Genomic DNA, 15,476 nt, shown 5'->3' on the forward strand with positions numbered 1-15,476 from the left:
CCGCTCCGGGGATGAAGCAGCCCCGCCCTGCAGGCGTCGCTTGCCCACAGCGGCGAGGCCGCGTCGTCGTCCTGCCCCGACGGGGGTGCGCTGCTCGCGATCGGCCGGACCGGTCGTCGACGTTCTCGACGACCCGTCGCCGCATCCGCGAACGGTGGCTACTTGAGGGCGCTCAGGCCCTGCCACTGCGACCAGCTCGGGTTCCAGTCCCCGAAGCCGTTGCCCGTGGCGATCGTGTCCTCCGTCGAGCCCGAGACCTCGAAGACGTCGCCGACGTTCAGCTGCTCGTACAGCCAGGCCGCGTCGGAGGTGCTCATGCCCACGCAGCCGGAACTGTCGTTGACGACACCGAACTTGCCCGCATTCCACGGCGCGGCGTGCGCGTACGTGCCCGAGTGGCTGAGCTTCATCGAGTAGTCGACCATCTTGTCGTAGGCGTCCCCCAGGCCGACCGTCTCGGAGTTCATCCGGATGGTGCCCTCCTTGGCCATCAGCACCATCGTGCCGTTCCAGGTCGCGTTGGCCGGGCGGCCCGCTGAGATGGGGAGGGTGCGGACCGTCTCACCGTCGCGGATCAGGGTCAGCTTCTTCGCCTGCACGTCGACCTTGGCGATCTGGCTCCGGCCGATCGTGAACGACACGTCGTAGTTCTTGGCGAAGTAGCGGCCGCCACCGCCGTTCACCCCGCTCAGGTTCGCCTTCAGTGCGACCTCGGTCCCGGCCTTCCAGTACTCCTTCGGCCGCCAGTCGGCGCGGTCCCGGCCGTCATGGTTCTTCACCCAGCCCCAGGAGCCCTCGGTCCCGGGTGTGGCGGAGACCTTCAACTGCCGCTCGACCGCCGCCTTGTCGGTGACCGGGTGGTCGAAGGTGATCGACACGGGCTGTCCGACACCCACCGTGGCGCCCTCGGTGCCCGGGGACAGCGTGACCTTGTTGACGTTCGCGTCGGTCGCCGTCGTGGTGGAGAAGGATGCCTTCGAGGAGCTCTGCGCGCCGCCCTCGTTCTCGGCCTTGGTCCGCACTGTGTACGTGGCGCCCGGCGCGGTCCGCGACGAGGACTTCCACGCTGTGCCGCCGTCGGAGAGCGAGCCACCGATCTTGTTGCCCTTGCCGTCGGTGACGGTGACCTGGGTCAGCTCGCCGCCCTTCGCCGTGACGGCTATTCGCCGGCCCGGCTCGACGTCCTTCGCGCCGTCGCCCGGGTTCACCGACACCTTCGCCTTCTCGGCGGCCTCGGCGGAGGCCGGCCCGCCTCCCGAGCCGCCGCAGGCGGACAGGGCGAGCACGCCGGTGACGGCGAGGGCGGCGGCACAGGCCCTGACGAGCGCGTGCGGGCGGCGGGGACGGTGGGGGACGGGCGATCGCATGACGTGGCGGCCTTCCTGGGTGCGGCGTGACACCGGGCAAGACGGCCGCGCGGGGGGTCAGGTTCTGCTCTTTTCGGTCCGGTTTTCCACGGAACGTCACGAAGCTGTCACCAACGTGACGGAACGTCGACCTCCGGGCCGAGGACTGTGCCGCCGGCCGACCACGGAGACCTCTCCGTCCGCCGGCACGGGTAGGCACAGCCCCCAGGACAACCCTGTGGATCCGTGCGCCGCGCCCCGCCGGTGAATTCGTTGGCCGAGGGAATCCGCGAAGTGAGATCCTTGACCAGGTATGCCTACTTCCCCACCTTCCCCCGTCGCCGTCGCCGCCCTGCACGAGCGGCTCCGCGAGCTGACCCTGCGCGACGAGCGGAAGCTCGGGCGCAGGCTCGACGGTGCCCGGCGCATCCGTAAGCCCGACGCACGGCAGTCCGTGCTCGAGGAGATCGCGGCGGAGATCGACCGGGCCGAGGCCCGGCTCGTCGCCCGCCGTTCCGCCGTGCCCGAGGTCACCTATCCCGACGCGCTGCCGGTCAGCCAGAAGCGCGACGCCATCCTGGAGGCGATCCGTGACCACCAGGTCGTGATCGTCGCGGGCGAGACCGGTTCCGGGAAGACCACGCAGATCCCCAAGATCTGCCTGGAACTCGGCCGCGGCGTCCGCGGACTGATCGGGCACACCCAGCCGCGCCGGATCGCGGCTCGTACGGTCGCCGAGCGCGTGGCGGAGGAGCTGAACACGCCGCTCGGCTCGGCAGTCGGCTGGAAGGTCCGCTTCACGGACCAGGTGGGCGACGACACCCTCGTCAAGCTGATGACCGACGGCATCCTGCTCGCCGAGATCCAGACCGACCGCGAGCTGCGCCAGTACGACACGATCATCATCGACGAGGCCCATGAGCGCAGCCTCAACATCGACTTCATCCTCGGCTACCTCGCGCAACTCCTCCCCCGGCGCCCCGACCTGAAGGTCGTCATCACCTCGGCGACGATCGACCCGCAGCGCTTCTCGCGGCACTTCGGGGAGGCCCCGATCGTCGAGGTCAGCGGCCGTACGTATCCCGTCGAGGTGCGCTACCGGCCGCTGCTCGAGGAGGGTGCCGAGGACAGCGACCGCGACCAGATCACCGCGATCTGCGACGCCGTCGACGAGCTCCAGGCCGAAGGGCCGGGCGACGTCCTGGTGTTCCTCTCCGGTGAGCGGGAGATCCGCGACACCGCCGACGCCCTCACGAAGAAGAACCTCCGTCACACCGAGGTGCTCCCGCTCTACGCCCGGCTGTCGCACGCCGAGCAGCACCGGGTCTTCCAGCGCCATACGGGCCGCCGGATCGTGCTGGCCACCAATGTCGCCGAGACGTCCCTGACCGTCCCCGGCATCCGGTATGTGGTCGACCCCGGCACCGCACGCATCTCCCGCTACAGCCACCGCACCAAGGTCCAGCGGCTGCCCATCGAACGCATCTCGCAGGCCAGCGCGAACCAGCGCAAGGGCCGTTGCGGCCGTACGTCGGACGGCATCTGCATCCGGCTCTACTCCGAGGACGACTTCGTCGCCCGCCCGGAGTTCACGGACGCCGAGATCCTCCGGACGAACCTCGCCTCGGTGATCCTGCAGATGACGGCCGCGGATCTCGGGGACATCGAGAAGTTCCCGTTCATCGACCCGCCGGACCGCCGCAACATCAAGGACGGTGTGCAGCTCCTGGAGGAGCTGGGCGCGCTCGATCCGCAGCAGAAGGATCCGAAGAAGAGGCTCACCGGGCTCGGCCGCAAGCTGTCCCAGCTCCCCGTCGACCCGCGCCTGGCCCGAATGGTCCTGGACGCCGACCGCAACGGCTGTGTGCGGGAGGTCATGGTCATCGCCGCCGCGCTGTCCATCCAGGATCCGCGCGAGCGCCCCAGTGACAAGCAGCAGCAGGCCGACCAGCAGCACGCCCGCTTCCGGGACGAGAGCAGCGACTTCCTCGCCTTCCTCAACCTCTGGCGCTACATCCGCGAGCGGCAGAAGGAGCTGTCCTCCTCCGCCTTCCGCCGTATGTGCCGCAGCGAGTTCCTGAACTACCTGCGCATACGGGAATGGCAGGACATCTACACCCAGCTCCGGCAGGTCGCCAAGACCATGGGCATCCACCTGAACGACGAGGACGCGGCTCCCGACCGCGTGCACACCTCCCTCCTCGCCGGCCTGCTCTCGCACGTCGGCCTGAAGGACACGGACAAGAACGAGTACCTGGGCGCGCGCAGCGCCAAGTTCGCCGTCTTCCCCGGCTCCGCGCTGTTCAAGAAGCCCCCGCGGTGGATCATGTCGGCGGAGCTCGTCGAGACCTCCCGCCTCTGGGCGCGGGTGAACGCGAAGATCGAGCCGGAGTGGATCGAGCCGCTGGCCCAGCACCTGGTCAAGCGGACGTACAGCGAGCCGCACTGGGAGAAGGACCAGGCGGCGGTCATGGCGTACGAGCGCGTGACGCTGTACGGCGTGCCGGTCGTGGCCCAGCGGAAGGTCAACTACGGGCGGATCGACCCGGAGACCTCGCGCGACCTGTTCATCCGCAATGCGCTGGTGGAGGGCGACTGGCGGACCCACCACCAGTTCTTCCACGACAACCGCAAGCTGCTCGGCGAGGTCGAGGAGCTGGAGCACCGCGCCCGTCGCCGCGACATCCTCGTGGACGACGAGACGCTCTTCGACTTCTACGACCGGCGCGTGCCCGAACACGTCGTCTCGGGCGCGCACTTCGACTCGTGGTGGAAGCACAAACGCCACGAGGAGCCGGACCTGCTCGACTTCGAGCGGTCGATGCTCATCAACGAGCGTGCCGAGGCCGTCACGAAGGACGACTACCCGGACTCCTGGCGGCAGGGGAGGCTGAAGTTCCGGGTGACGTACCAGTTCGAGCCGGGCGCGGACGCGGACGGCGTGACCGTGCACGTACCGCTCCAAGTGCTCAACCAGGTCGCGCCTGACGGGTTCGACTGGCAGATCCCGGGGCTGCGCCCGGACCTGGTCACCGAGATGATCCGGTCCCTGCCGAAGGCGATCCGCCGCAACTATGTCCCGGCGCCGGACTTCGCCCAGCGCTTCCTGGCCGCCGCCGGCTCCCCGGAGACGGCCGGGGGATCACCGGAGAGAGCGGAGGCCGAGCCGCTGCCGGTCGCGCTGGCGCGCGGGCTCCAGCGGATGGTCGGTGTGCCGGTGAGCGCCGACGACTTCGACCCCGGCAAGGTCCCGGACCATTTGAAGATCACCTTCCGGGTGGTCGACGAACGGCGACGCAAGATCGCCGAGGACAAGGACCTGGAGACGCTGAGGCTGAGGCTCAAGCCCAAGACGCGTGAGGCCATCTCCAAGGCCTTCGAGAAGGCCTCCGGGGCCTCGGGCGGGCCGGGCGGCCCCGAGCAGCGCACGGGCCTCACCCAGTGGACGATCGGGGCGCTGCCGCGCACCTTCGAGACCCGGCGCTCGGGGCAGCCCGTGAAGGCGTACCCGGCACTGGTCGACGAAGGCGCGTCGGTGGCCGTACGGCTCTTCGACACGGAGGCGGAGCAGGCCGAGGCGATGTGGCGCGGGACCCGCCGGCTGATTCTTCTCAACATCCCGTCGAACCCGGCCAAGTTCGCCCAGAGCAAGCTCACCAACCAGCAGAAGCTGGCCCTGTCGAGCAATCCGCACGGCTCGATCCAGGCGCTGTTCGACGACTGCGTGACCGCGGCCACGGACCGGCTCATGGCCGCCCGCGGCGGCACCGCCTGGGACGAGGAGTCCTTCCGCAAGCTCTTCGACGCGGTACGGGCCGATCTGGTGGACGCGACGATGGACGCCGTCCGCAAGGTCCAGGAGGTGCTGGCCGCCTGGCAGTCCTGTGAGCGCCGGCTGAAGACGCCTCCGCTGTCGACGAGCGCCGTCCTCCTCCCGTCGCTCACGGACGTACGGCAGCAGCTCGCGGAACTCATCAGGCCCGGCTTCGTCACGGACCACGGCGTGCGCCGCCTGCCCGACCTCCTGCGCTATCTGGTGGCCGTCGACCGGCGGCTGACCCAGCTCCCCACGAATCTCCAGCGGGACACGGCGCGGACGGCCAAGGTGCACGAGATGCAGGACGAGTACGCGTGGCTGCTGGAGCAGCTGCCGCAGGGCAAGCCGGTGCCGCAGGAGGTGCGGGACATCCGCTGGATGATCGAGGAGCTGCGGGTCAGCTACTTCGCTCATGCGCTCGGCACGGCGTACCCGGTGTCGGACAAGCGGATCGTGAAGGCCGTGGACGCCGCGGCCCCGTGACGCGGCGGGCGCAGCGACATGGCGCTCACGCGACGTGGCGGGCGCATGAGGTGGCGGCGCATGAGGTGCCGGCCCGCGTGCCACGTGACACCGCGGTCGCGCGCCACGGAGGCGTCCATGGGCGCGCGTCGCCCGTAGGGCCCCGGTCAGCGCCGCGGTGCCGGTAGTGCCGCCGTTGCCAGGAGTGAGTTCGACCGGCCTCCTGAACTCCTGTAGAGTCTCCTTCCGCGGCAAGACACCAGTTCAGCCGCGAAAACCTGGTCCTGTGGAGCAGTTTGGAGTGCTCGCCACCCTGTCAAGGTGGAGGCCGCGGGTTCAAATCCCGTCAGGACCGCTTCGACACCAAGGCCCGGATCCTCAGGATCCGGGCCTTCTGCGTGTCTTGACTCGGGCACGTACCGGAGGTACCCCAGACATCAGGGGATGCCGGGTACGGGAGGTATGCGCGCATGATGCCGTCTGCGAGGCATGAGACCAGGGCCCTGCTGCGAGCTCATCTGTCGGCTGCGACCCGCTATCGACATCTCACTGGCCATTGCCCGGTATGCCGCCAGTTGCAGCGTCTTGCGATGGAGCCCACGGCGGCCGAGGCGGCAGCGATCCGAGCGGGGTCCACACCGAACCGGAATGCTCCGAAGGCAACGGAGAGCCCCCGCGACGAGGGGCAGGAGCACCCCGGGGACCTGGAGCGGAACCCCCAGTGGGACGAGGGCCCTTCGGCCCATTGACCCCGGGACCGTTGGCTGACGAAGCTCATTACCGCACACCGGGCCAATGGGACAAGCAAGTGCTCATGTGACGGGAGTCACCAAAGAAGTTCCTAAACTTATGGAACTCAACCCCCCTCCCCCAACCGTCAATTTAATATGTGCAATTGCACTTGACGGGAAAGCCTACCTGCGGGTCACCGAAGCGCGTAAGGGGACACATCCGGCCACGGCTCCGCAGGGAGCCGTGTGGGCACAAAAAGATCGCGCTGGACCCGGCGGAGTCCAGCGCGATCGACGACGCACCCTCGACACTGAGGAAATGGGCCTGTTGGGGCAGGCGCTCGTCGTATGGAGCTATTGGGCCTTCATGGGCTTGGGGGAACCCTGAATCGCCCCTTTATGGAGTTTTGTTCAGGCCTCGCTGCGCTGCTGCGGAATGCCCGCCAGCAGCGCACGCACCTCCGCTTCGCGGTAGCGGCGGTGCCCTCCGAGCGTGCGGATGGACGTGAGCTTGCCTGCCTTGGCCCAGCGCGTGACCGTCTTCGGGTCCACGCGGAACATCGTGGCAACCTCAGCCGGGGTCAGCAGCGGCTCGGCATCAGGGGTGCGAGCGGTCATGAGCGGCCTCCTCGGGAGAACCGAACCAAACGGTTCTTTCCTCTAAATTCTGCACCTTGACCCGCGTTGCCCGAAATGGCGCACGCAGGCCGAGTCGGTTATAGGACGAACGGCTTGTCCTCGGCACTACAACTACACCATCTGTCCAGCCGCGTCGGCCAAACCGATGGATTTGCCCTCTCAGGTGTTCAACCTCGACGGAAGCCGATGGACCATGCCATAACGGACAGTCACGCGTCCGTGACGATCAGTCACAGCGTTGTCCGGGGTCCTCATCAGACCCCGCGAACAGAGTGCAATGCCAATCTTCCGCCCATAGTTGGACGAAGGGAGCCCTCCGGACTCCTTGTCCTATTTTGGCACGAGGGTATGGGATCAGGGCAAGACCCGTCTTAGTGCCGTCCGTCACGCTTGCGGCATTGGCGGATCTTGAAACAAGGGTCCCGGTACGCGAATACTTCGGTCCGCGTCAGCTCGCGAACTGCCGCTCCCGCACCGCACGCCAGCGGTCCGTCAGCCGCTCGTACGCGCGGCCGGCCCGGGCTCCGTCGCCCTCACGCAGCGCCTGCAGTCCCTCGGCCACATCCGCGGCCGAATGATCCTCGGCGAGCTGCCCTTCCGGAAGAGCATGCACCAAGCCGCCGTAGTCCAGCTCCACCAGCGACCGTGGATGGAACTCCTCCAGCCACCGGCCGACGCCTTCCAGGCCGTCGATGAGCGGTCCCTCGTCCATGGAGTCGCGCAGGACTCGCAGCGCGCGGGCCACCCGCCGCCGCGCCTCCACCATCGGCGTCCGGTAGCGCAGCACCGGATCTGTGGCGTCCTTCACATACTCGCGGTCACCGGCCGAGAAGAGGGCGAACCAGAGGACGGGGACATGCCAGGTGGCCGTACGGATCCATGGCCGTGCGTCCGGGTTGCGCTCCAGCCACTGTTCGTAATCGGCCTCGGCCTGGCGCCGCACCACGGGTGGCAGGACCGCGTCCAGCACCGGCTTCGGGAGTTGCTCGGCCAGCTCCTCCAGAGCCAGCCAGCCGCGCAGCCGGGTGCGCCACGGGCAGACGCACGTCACCCCGTCCACGACCGCGACAAAGGCGTCACTGCTCTCGTGCACGGGCACGGGAACCGGCGGTACGGGCAGCAAGTCGGCCAGCGAGCGCCGGAGTTCGTCCTGCGCGGTGGGGATCTCCTTGCGCTCGGCGTACCGGTACCAATGGGAGCGCTCGGGCTCCGGGAACGCTGCCAGCGGTTCGTAGACCCGCAGGTACGCCGCATACGGGACCACCACCGAAGACGCCAAGCCCACGCGCCCACTCCTCCGCTCGCCGCCGGGAGTTGCCCCCGCTGACGCTATTGATCGTCCCACGTGTGTACGCCACACGGAGGTGATCCGGAGCACCTCGATGACCGGACCGCCCGGCAGGATCTACGCTGTGGCCACCGGGCCCTCCCCCACCCCAGGAGGGCGTCTCCTCCGCGTCTCCAGGAGTCACCACAGTGACCGACGTACGTCACACCGCCGACGATCTCGGCGTGCTGTCCACCCTGTTCCGCTCCGAGCAGGGAGGCCATGAGCAGGTCGTCCTCTGCCAGGACCGCGACAGCGGCCTGAAGGCCGTGATCGCGATCCACTCCACCGCCCTGGGCCCGGCCCTCGGCGGCACCCGCTTCCACGCGTACGCCTCCGACGAGGAGGCCGTCCTGGACGCCCTCAACCTCGCGCGCGGCATGTCCTACAAGAACGCCCTCGCCGGCCTGGACCACGGCGGCGGCAAGGCCGTCATCATCGGGGACCCGGATCTGATCAAGAGCGAGGAGCTGCTGCTCGCCTACGGCCGGTTCGTCGCCTCGCTCGGTGGCCGCTACGTCACCGCCTGCGACGTCGGCACGTACGTCGCCGACATGGACGTCGTCTCCCGCGAGTGCCAGTGGGCCACCGGCCGCTCCCCCGACAACGGCGGCGCCGGCGACTCCTCCGTGCTGACCGCCTTCGGCGTCTTCCAGGGCATGCGGGCCAGCGCCCAGCACCTGTGGGGCGACCCGACGCTGCGCGGCCGCAGGGTCGGCATCGCGGGCGTCGGCAAGGTCGGCCACCACCTCGTCGAGCACCTCCTGGAGGACGGCGCCGAGGTCGTGATCACCGACGTGCGGCAGGAATCGATCGACCGGGTGCAGGCCAAGCACCCGCAGGTGATGGCGGTGCCCCATACGGACGCCCTGATCCGCACGGAGGGCCTGGACATCTACGCCCCGTGCGCGCTCGGCGGCGCCCTCGACGACGCGACCGTCCCGGTCCTCACCGCGAAGGTCGTCTGCGGCGCGGCCAACAACCAGCTCGCCCACCCCGGCGTGGAGAAGGACATCGCCGACCGCGGCATCCTCTACGCGCCCGACTACGTCGTGAACTCCGGTGGCGTGATCCAGGTGGCGGACGAGCTGCACGGCTTCGACTTCGACCGCGCCAAGGCCAAGGCGACCAAGATCTTCGACACGACGCTGGCCATATTCGACCGTGCCAAGGCCGACGGCATCCCGCCCGCCGCCGCGGCGGACCGCCTGGCCGAGCAGCGCATGGCCGAGGCCCGCGCGCGCGGGACAGTCTGAGCGGAACCCGCAGCACGGTCGGCCGGGGAACGGCACGACCGGCCCGCCGACGGGTGACGAGACATGACTCACCACCCGTCGGCGGGTCGATCCCGAGCAGAAGGTAAAATCAGAGCTGACCAGCGGGGACGGGGCTCCTCGCGGGTTGTCGGACGTGTCGCGTCCTGCGGGCGACGTACCGTACGGCCGCGGAAGCAGGTACCGTTGAAGCCCTACGGACCGGTCTCTCCCTCGAGAGCCCGCTCCGACTCATGAACGCGTGTCAAGACTCTGGGGCCGTCGAGCCCCGTCGTTGAGGGGGTCGAGCCATGGGGCGCGGCCGGGCCAAGGCCAAGCAGACGAAGGTCGCCCGCCAGCTGAAGTACAACAGCGGTGGGACTGATCTCTCACGCCTGGCCGAGGAGCTGGGTGCAGCACCGACTTCGAGCCAACCGCCGAATGGCGAGCCGCTCGAGGACGAAGAGCTGGAGGACGACCCGTACGCACAGTACGCGGATCGCTACAACGATGAGGACGACGAGGACGACGAGGAGTCGTCCGAGCAGTCCGCATACCGTCGGCGCGCTTGACGTCGCATGCGGCCCACGCCGTAGCGCGCATATAGCGAGTCCGACCACAGCACGACACCCGACCCGGTCCGGGGCCTTCCCCCGGACCGGGTTCTGTGCTGCCCTTGCGGGCGCCCTCAGCCGGCGTAGTCACCGGTCAGGGCCACTGCCTCGGTGCGGTCACCACGTTCGGCGACCTCGCCCGCGACCCAGGCCTCGACGCCGCGGTCCGCGAGCGTGGCGAGCGCGACGTCCACCGACTCCCCGGGGACGACAGCGACCATGCCGACGCCCATGTTGAGCGTCTTCTCCAGCTCGGCGCGGGCGACGTCACCCACGCGCCCGACCAGGTCGAAGACCGGGCCCGGGGCCCAGGTGGAACGGTCGATGCGCGCGTGCAGGCCGTCGGGCACGACGCGGGCCAGATTGCTGGCGAGCCCGCCGCCGGTGATGTGCGAGAAGGCGTGCACCTCGGCCGTACGGTTCAGAGCCAGGCAGTCCAGCGAGTAGATCTTGGTGGGCTCGAGGAGCTCCTCACCGAGGGTGCGCCCGAACTCCGGGATCTCGCGGTCCAGGGACCAGCCCGCACGGTCGAACACGACGTGGCGGACGAGCGAGTACCCGTTGGAGTGAAGTCCGGAGGACGCCATGGCGATCACCGCGTCCCCCGTCCGGATACGATCCGCACCCAGCACGCGGTCGGCCTCGACCACGCCCGTACCGGCGCCCGCGACGTCGAAGTCGTCGGGGCCGAGGAGGCCCGGGTGCTCGGCCGTCTCACCGCCGACGAGCGCGCAGCCCGCGAGCACGCACCCCTCGGCGATGCCCTTGACGATCTGGGCCACCCGCTCCGGGTGGACCTTGCCGACGCAGATGTAGTCGGTCATGAACAGCGGTTCCGCGCCGCACACCACGATGTCGTCCATGACCATCGCGACGAGGTCGTGGCCGATGGAGTCGTACACGCCCATCTGCCGTGCGACATCGACCTTCGTGCCGACGCCGTCGGTGGCGGAGGCGAGCAGCGGACGCTCGTAGCGCTTGAGGGCGGAGGCGTCGAAGAGGCCCGCGAAGCCGCCGAGGCCGCCGACGACCTCGGGGCGGGTGGCCTTCTTCACCCAGTCCTTCATCAATTCGACGGCGCGGTCGCCCGCCTCGATGTCGACGCCCACGGCGGCGTAACTGGCACCAGTGATCCCGGACTCGGACATGCCTTGAGGTTCTTTCGTGTCGTTGGGTACGCCGCTTACGGGCGGCGCAGCGCGTCGGCGCCGCCGACACCTGCGGTGAGGGTCTGCACGCCGTCCACATCGGCCTTGGCCCGACCGGCCGTCTCCGACTCCAGCAGGTACTTGCCGAGCAGCTCCGGGTCCGGCAGGTCCATCGGGTACTCGCCGTCGAAGCAGGCCCGGCACAGGTTCGGCTTGGCGATGGTCGTGGCCTCGATCATCCCGTCGGTGGAGATGTAGGCCAGCGAGTCCGCGCCGAGCGATTTGCCGATCTCCTCGACCGACAACCCGTTGGCGATCAGCTCCGCACGAGTGGCGAAGTCGATGCCGAAGAAGCAGGGCCACTTGATCGGCGGGGAGGAGATCCGGATGTGGACCTCGGCGGCGCCGGCCTCGCGCAGCATCCGGACCAGGGCGCGCTGGGTGTTGCCGCGGACGATCGAGTCGTCGACGACCACCAGGCGCTTGCCCCGGATGACTTCCTTGAGGGGGTTGAGCTTGAGGCGGATGCCGAGCTGGCGGATGGTCTGGCTGGGCTGGATGAACGTCCGGCCCACGTACGAGTTCTTCACCAGGCCCGAGCCGTACGGGATGCCGCTCGCCTCGGCGTAGCCGACGGCCGCCGGGGTGCCGGACTCCGGAGTCGGTATGACCAGATCGGCGTCGGCCGGAGCCTCCTTGGCCAGGCGGCGGCCCATCTCGACGCGGGAGAGATAGACGTTCCGGCCGGCGATGTCGGTGTCGGGGCGGGCGAGGTAGACGTACTCGAAGACGCAGCCCTTGGGGCGGGCATCGGCGAAGTGGGTGCTGCGCAGCCCGTCCTCGTCGACGGCGATCAGCTCACCGGGCTCGATCTCGCGGATGAAGCTCGCGCCGACGATGTCGAGGGCGGCGGTCTCACTGGCCACGACCCAGCCGCGCTCGAGGCGGCCGAGGACCAGCGGGCGGATGCCCTGCGGGTCGCGGGCGGCGTAGAGCGTGTGCTCGTCCATGAAGGCGAGGGAGAAGGCGCCCAGGACCTTGGGCAGCACCAGGGGCGCGGCCTGCTCGACGGTCAGCGGCTTGCCGTCCTCGTCGACCTGGCCCGCGAGGAGCGCTGTGACGAGGTCGGTGTCATTGGTCGCCGCGACCTGAGTGGCTCGGCCGCCCTCGCGGGGCAGCTCGGCGACCAGCTCGGCCAGCTCCGCGGTGTTGACCAGATTGCCGTTGTGGCCGAGGGCGATCGAACCGTGCGCGGTGGCGCGGAACGTCGGCTGCGCGTTCTCCCACACCGAGGCACCGGTGGTGGAGTAACGGGCATGGCCCACGGCGATGTGGCCCTGGAGGGAGCCGAGGGAGGTCTCGTCGAAGACCTGGGACACCAGGCCCATGTCCTTGAAGACGAGGATTTGGGAGCCGTTGCTCACCGCGATGCCCGCGGACTCCTGACCGCGGTGCTGCAGCGCATACAGCCCGAAATAGGTGAGTTTGGCGACCTCTTCTCCCGGGGCCCAGACACCGAAGACACCGCAGGCGTCCTGGGGGCCCTTTTCTCCGGGGAAAAGATCGTGGCTGAGTCGTCCGTCACCACGTGGCACGCGACCGAGTCTAGGTCAGGTCGGGGATTAACCCGAACCGGGTACGGCGCCGCACCTGTCGGATCCGACGACAGGGCCGTCGAAACGGGGGTCGCGGGCGGGGTCCGGTGCGCTGTGCGAAGCGGGACTACGGGCTGCGTGCCTGGTGAGAGCAGTGCGGGAGTGGATCATGGCGCGGGCGAATGACGTCTGCGTCACACTTGCGGCGCTCTGCGGGGACGGGGGCGGAGGGCGCCCTGTCGTAGGGGGCTGATGGCGCCCGCCGTAGGGGCCGGGTGGAGCCTCGTTCGCTCGCGGCAGGGGGCGGGGCGGGGCGGCCGTTCGCTCGGGAAGGGGATGGGGACGGGGCCGACGTTTCGCTTGCCTTAGGGGCGGGGGGACGGGGGCGGGCGCCGCGCGCCCGTCGGGCGCGAGTGGCCGACAAGCGCGGGTGGCCGACGAGCGGCAGTGGTTCGCTGCAGGCAGGTGGGCGTCGGGCGTGGGTGGGCCGGCGCGCGCAGTGGGGCGGGGCGGGGCCGCCTTCGCACGATGGACACGTGCCGCTCGCTGTAAACGGGTGGGCCCGTCGTACGCGGGTGGGCCGTCGTACGCGGGTGGGCCGTCGTACGCGGGTGGGCCGTCGTACTTGGGTGGATCGCCCTGCGCGGGCGGGGCTCACATCACGTACAGCGCCCAGGCCGTCCAGGCCAGCAGCGGCAGGGCTATCAGCGGGGCCACCGGCCATCCTCGCTCGCGGCGCGTGCTGCTCCGGGCCGGCCGCAGCTCCGGGTGCACGCGCATGGCCGTGACCTCGTCGGCCGCACGGCGTCCGGGGTCGCCGTCGCGCTTGCGCCGCCAGAGCCGGGAGGGGGCGACGCGCAGACGCCAGACGCCGCCTTCGCCCCGCTCGCGTACGCGCAACTCACCGTCGTCGTACCGGGCGACGCCCAGCTGGTCCCAGGAGAGGTGCCGGACCCGCCAGGCTCCGGTCAGCCACAGCCCTTCGCGGTCGGCGGTGGCGCGCCAGTTCAGCATGCCCGCGGCCATGGTGAGCACGGAGCCGAGGAAGATCACGAGCAGGGCGTACCACCAGGGGAAGTCCTGGTCCTTCACATAACTGCCGAGCACGGCGATCACGAAGATCAGGGCGAGGAGTCCGAAGGCGCGGTCGGCCAGGCGGGGCCCCCAGTGCGCCGGCTCCTCGCGGGGTGCGAGGCGGGCGGCGGTACGGCTGGTGGCGGCGACGGCTTCGAGCTGTTCGGTCGCGTCCTTGCCGGCGAGGAGGGTGTCGAGGTCCTCGTCGTCGCGGGCGAGCGGGGCCGCCGGCGTGCGGCGAGGGGACCGGACCGGGCGTACGGCCTGGAAGGTGTACTCCGTGATGAGTTCGCCTCCCGTGGTGGCGGAGACGAGGGCGACCTCGGCGCGGGCACAGGGCAGGCCGTAGAGGACGGCCTCGCGGGGGCGGGTGAGGGTGCGCAGGCGGGCGGCGGCTTCCTCCGGGCTGGACGGCTCCGGCTCCGCGTCCTCGACCAGCGCGCGTACGCCTTCGGGGCCGTACTGCTGCCCGTCCGCCGTCGGCTCGCCGCCCTCGGCCTCGCCGTCGACCTCGCCGTCGACCTCGAACTCGCCGTCGTCCTCGTCGTCCTCCGTCTCCTGGGCGACGACGCAGGAGAAGAGGGGATCGCGGCCCTCGGAGTCATCGGCGGCGTAGACCCAGGTGTCGGCTTCGACGTCCTCCCGTATGAGCACCTTCAGGACGGGGACGGGTCCGCGCCGCAGCGCGGCGGACTTGCGGCGGGCCGGGACCGCGAAGGCGAGGACGGAGACGCCAGGGGCGGCTATCGCGGTGCCGACGAGCTGCCAGGAGCTGAACTCGACCATGTCGAAGGGCGCGGCGCCGCTCCGCACGTACCAGAACGCCGCCGCGCCGGCGGCGCACAGCACCACGCCCGCCGGGATCTGGACGATGCCGCGGGACAGCCGCGGGAGCGGCTCCGGGAGCGGTTGGGTGTGCGGTACCGCCGCGTTCTGCGCGGCGAGACGCTGGAGGCGGCGGTGGCGCACCCGCACCAGAGCGACCGACGAGCCGTAGAAGAGGGCGAGGAGCACCAGCCCGTGACCGGATGCCCGTGCCGCGTCCTCGGCGGTGAACCCGTCGTACGCGACGAGCACGCCCAGCACGGGCGCCGTGACGAGGGAGAGTTCGGGCAGCCGCAGGAACCAGTAGATCTGGGCCAGGGCCAGGGCCGTCTGCGCGACACCGATCCAGTCGGCGGGGCCGGACGAGCGGGGATCCACACCGACCGTGGCGACGACCATCGCCACCACGACCGCCAGGGCGAACGCGACGGCCGAGCCCAGCGGGTTCGCCCAGCGCGGCGGGCCTGCCGCCCGCCAGTTCTCCGCGTCCTGTGTCGTCCACGGACGGACGGCATCGAACTCTGCCGGCAGGGGCGCTCGGGTCGAACTCATGCCGGGGATTATGGCTGCCGCAGCGCGACGAGGAAGGAACATTAGTGCTATCCCTGGCCCTCGATCCGGACGAGACCCCGCCGCTGACGGCGA

General features: G+C 70.1%; 10 protein-coding genes and 1 tRNA gene. 5 read left to right on the top strand and 6 right to left on the bottom strand.

The features are described from left to right. Nucleotides 1-158: 158 nt before the first annotated feature. Nucleotides 159-1,367 (bottom strand): Ig-like domain-containing protein, encoded by a 1,209-nt coding sequence (locus tag ACGFNH_RS20595; RefSeq protein WP_393655683.1) that lies wholly within the window; start codon nucleotides 1,365-1,367, stop codon nucleotides 159-161. A gap of 292 nt (nucleotides 1,368-1,659) precedes the next feature. Here ACGFNH_RS20595 and hrpA point away from each other — a divergent pair, with 292 nt between their 5' ends. The 3 genes from hrpA (at nucleotide 1,660) to ACGFNH_RS20610 (ending at nucleotide 6,374) form a co-directional block, all read left to right on the top strand. Then, nucleotides 1,660-5,646: an ATP-dependent RNA helicase HrpA gene (gene hrpA, locus ACGFNH_RS20600; protein WP_393655685.1), complete on the top strand. Its 3,987-nt coding sequence runs from the start codon at nucleotides 1,660-1,662 to the stop codon at nucleotides 5,644-5,646. Between the two features lie 259 nt (nucleotides 5,647-5,905). Beyond that, nucleotides 5,906-5,980, top strand: a tRNA-Asp gene (locus tag ACGFNH_RS20605). Between the two features lie 115 nt (nucleotides 5,981-6,095). Beyond that, complete coding sequence (locus tag ACGFNH_RS20610) at nucleotides 6,096-6,374, top strand: DUF6274 family protein (protein ID WP_393655687.1); 279 nt, start codon at nucleotides 6,096-6,098, stop codon at nucleotides 6,372-6,374. A 393-nt stretch (nucleotides 6,375-6,767) separates the two neighbouring features. Here the strand turns inward: ACGFNH_RS20610 and bldC are convergent, their stop codons facing one another. Further along, a complete protein-coding gene (gene bldC, locus ACGFNH_RS20615) occupies nucleotides 6,768-6,974 on the bottom strand; it encodes a developmental transcriptional regulator BldC (protein ID WP_003949541.1) in 207 nt (68 codons plus the stop codon). Nucleotides 6,975-7,443: 469 nt separating this feature from the next. Then, nucleotides 7,444-8,280, bottom strand: coding sequence for a hypothetical protein (locus ACGFNH_RS20620; RefSeq protein WP_393655689.1), 837 nt, complete (start codon nucleotides 8,278-8,280; stop codon nucleotides 7,444-7,446). A gap of 191 nt (nucleotides 8,281-8,471) precedes the next feature. On the opposite strand from ACGFNH_RS20620, the gene ACGFNH_RS20625 reads away from it, so the two are divergent. Both ACGFNH_RS20625 and ACGFNH_RS20630 read left to right on the top strand, forming a co-directional pair. Beyond that, the gene (locus ACGFNH_RS20625; RefSeq protein WP_393655691.1) at nucleotides 8,472-9,578 is read left to right on the top strand and encodes a Leu/Phe/Val dehydrogenase; all 1,107 of its coding nucleotides are present in this window, start codon (nucleotides 8,472-8,474) and stop codon (nucleotides 9,576-9,578) included. Between the two features lie 308 nt (nucleotides 9,579-9,886). Continuing rightward, a complete protein-coding gene (locus ACGFNH_RS20630; RefSeq protein WP_393655693.1) occupies nucleotides 9,887-10,147 on the top strand; it encodes a DUF3073 domain-containing protein in 261 nt (86 codons plus the stop codon). A gap of 116 nt (nucleotides 10,148-10,263) precedes the next feature. Here ACGFNH_RS20630 and purM read toward each other — a convergent pair whose 3' ends face one another. The 3 genes from purM to ACGFNH_RS20645 all read right to left on the bottom strand — a co-directional run bounded on the left by purM (nucleotide 10,264) and on the right by ACGFNH_RS20645 (nucleotide 15,383). Then, nucleotides 10,264-11,337 (bottom strand): phosphoribosylformylglycinamidine cyclo-ligase, encoded by a 1,074-nt coding sequence (gene purM, locus ACGFNH_RS20635; protein ID WP_393655695.1) that lies wholly within the window; start codon nucleotides 11,335-11,337, stop codon nucleotides 10,264-10,266. Nucleotides 11,338-11,372: 35 nt separating this feature from the next. Beyond that, the gene (gene purF, locus ACGFNH_RS20640; RefSeq protein ID WP_393655697.1) at nucleotides 11,373-12,932 is read right to left on the bottom strand and encodes an amidophosphoribosyltransferase; all 1,560 of its coding nucleotides are present in this window, start codon (nucleotides 12,930-12,932) and stop codon (nucleotides 11,373-11,375) included. A gap of 654 nt (nucleotides 12,933-13,586) precedes the next feature. Then, nucleotides 13,587-15,383 carry a hypothetical protein gene (locus tag ACGFNH_RS20645; protein WP_393655699.1) on the bottom strand — a complete coding sequence of 599 codons (1,797 nt, stop codon included), beginning with the start codon at nucleotides 15,381-15,383 and terminating at the stop codon, nucleotides 13,587-13,589. Nucleotides 15,384-15,476 lie beyond the last annotated feature (93 nt).

Origin of the sequence: Streptomyces sp. NPDC048639, assembly GCF_043199075.1 — a bacterium.
Classification (GTDB): domain Bacteria; phylum Actinomycetota; class Actinomycetes; order Streptomycetales; family Streptomycetaceae; genus Streptomyces.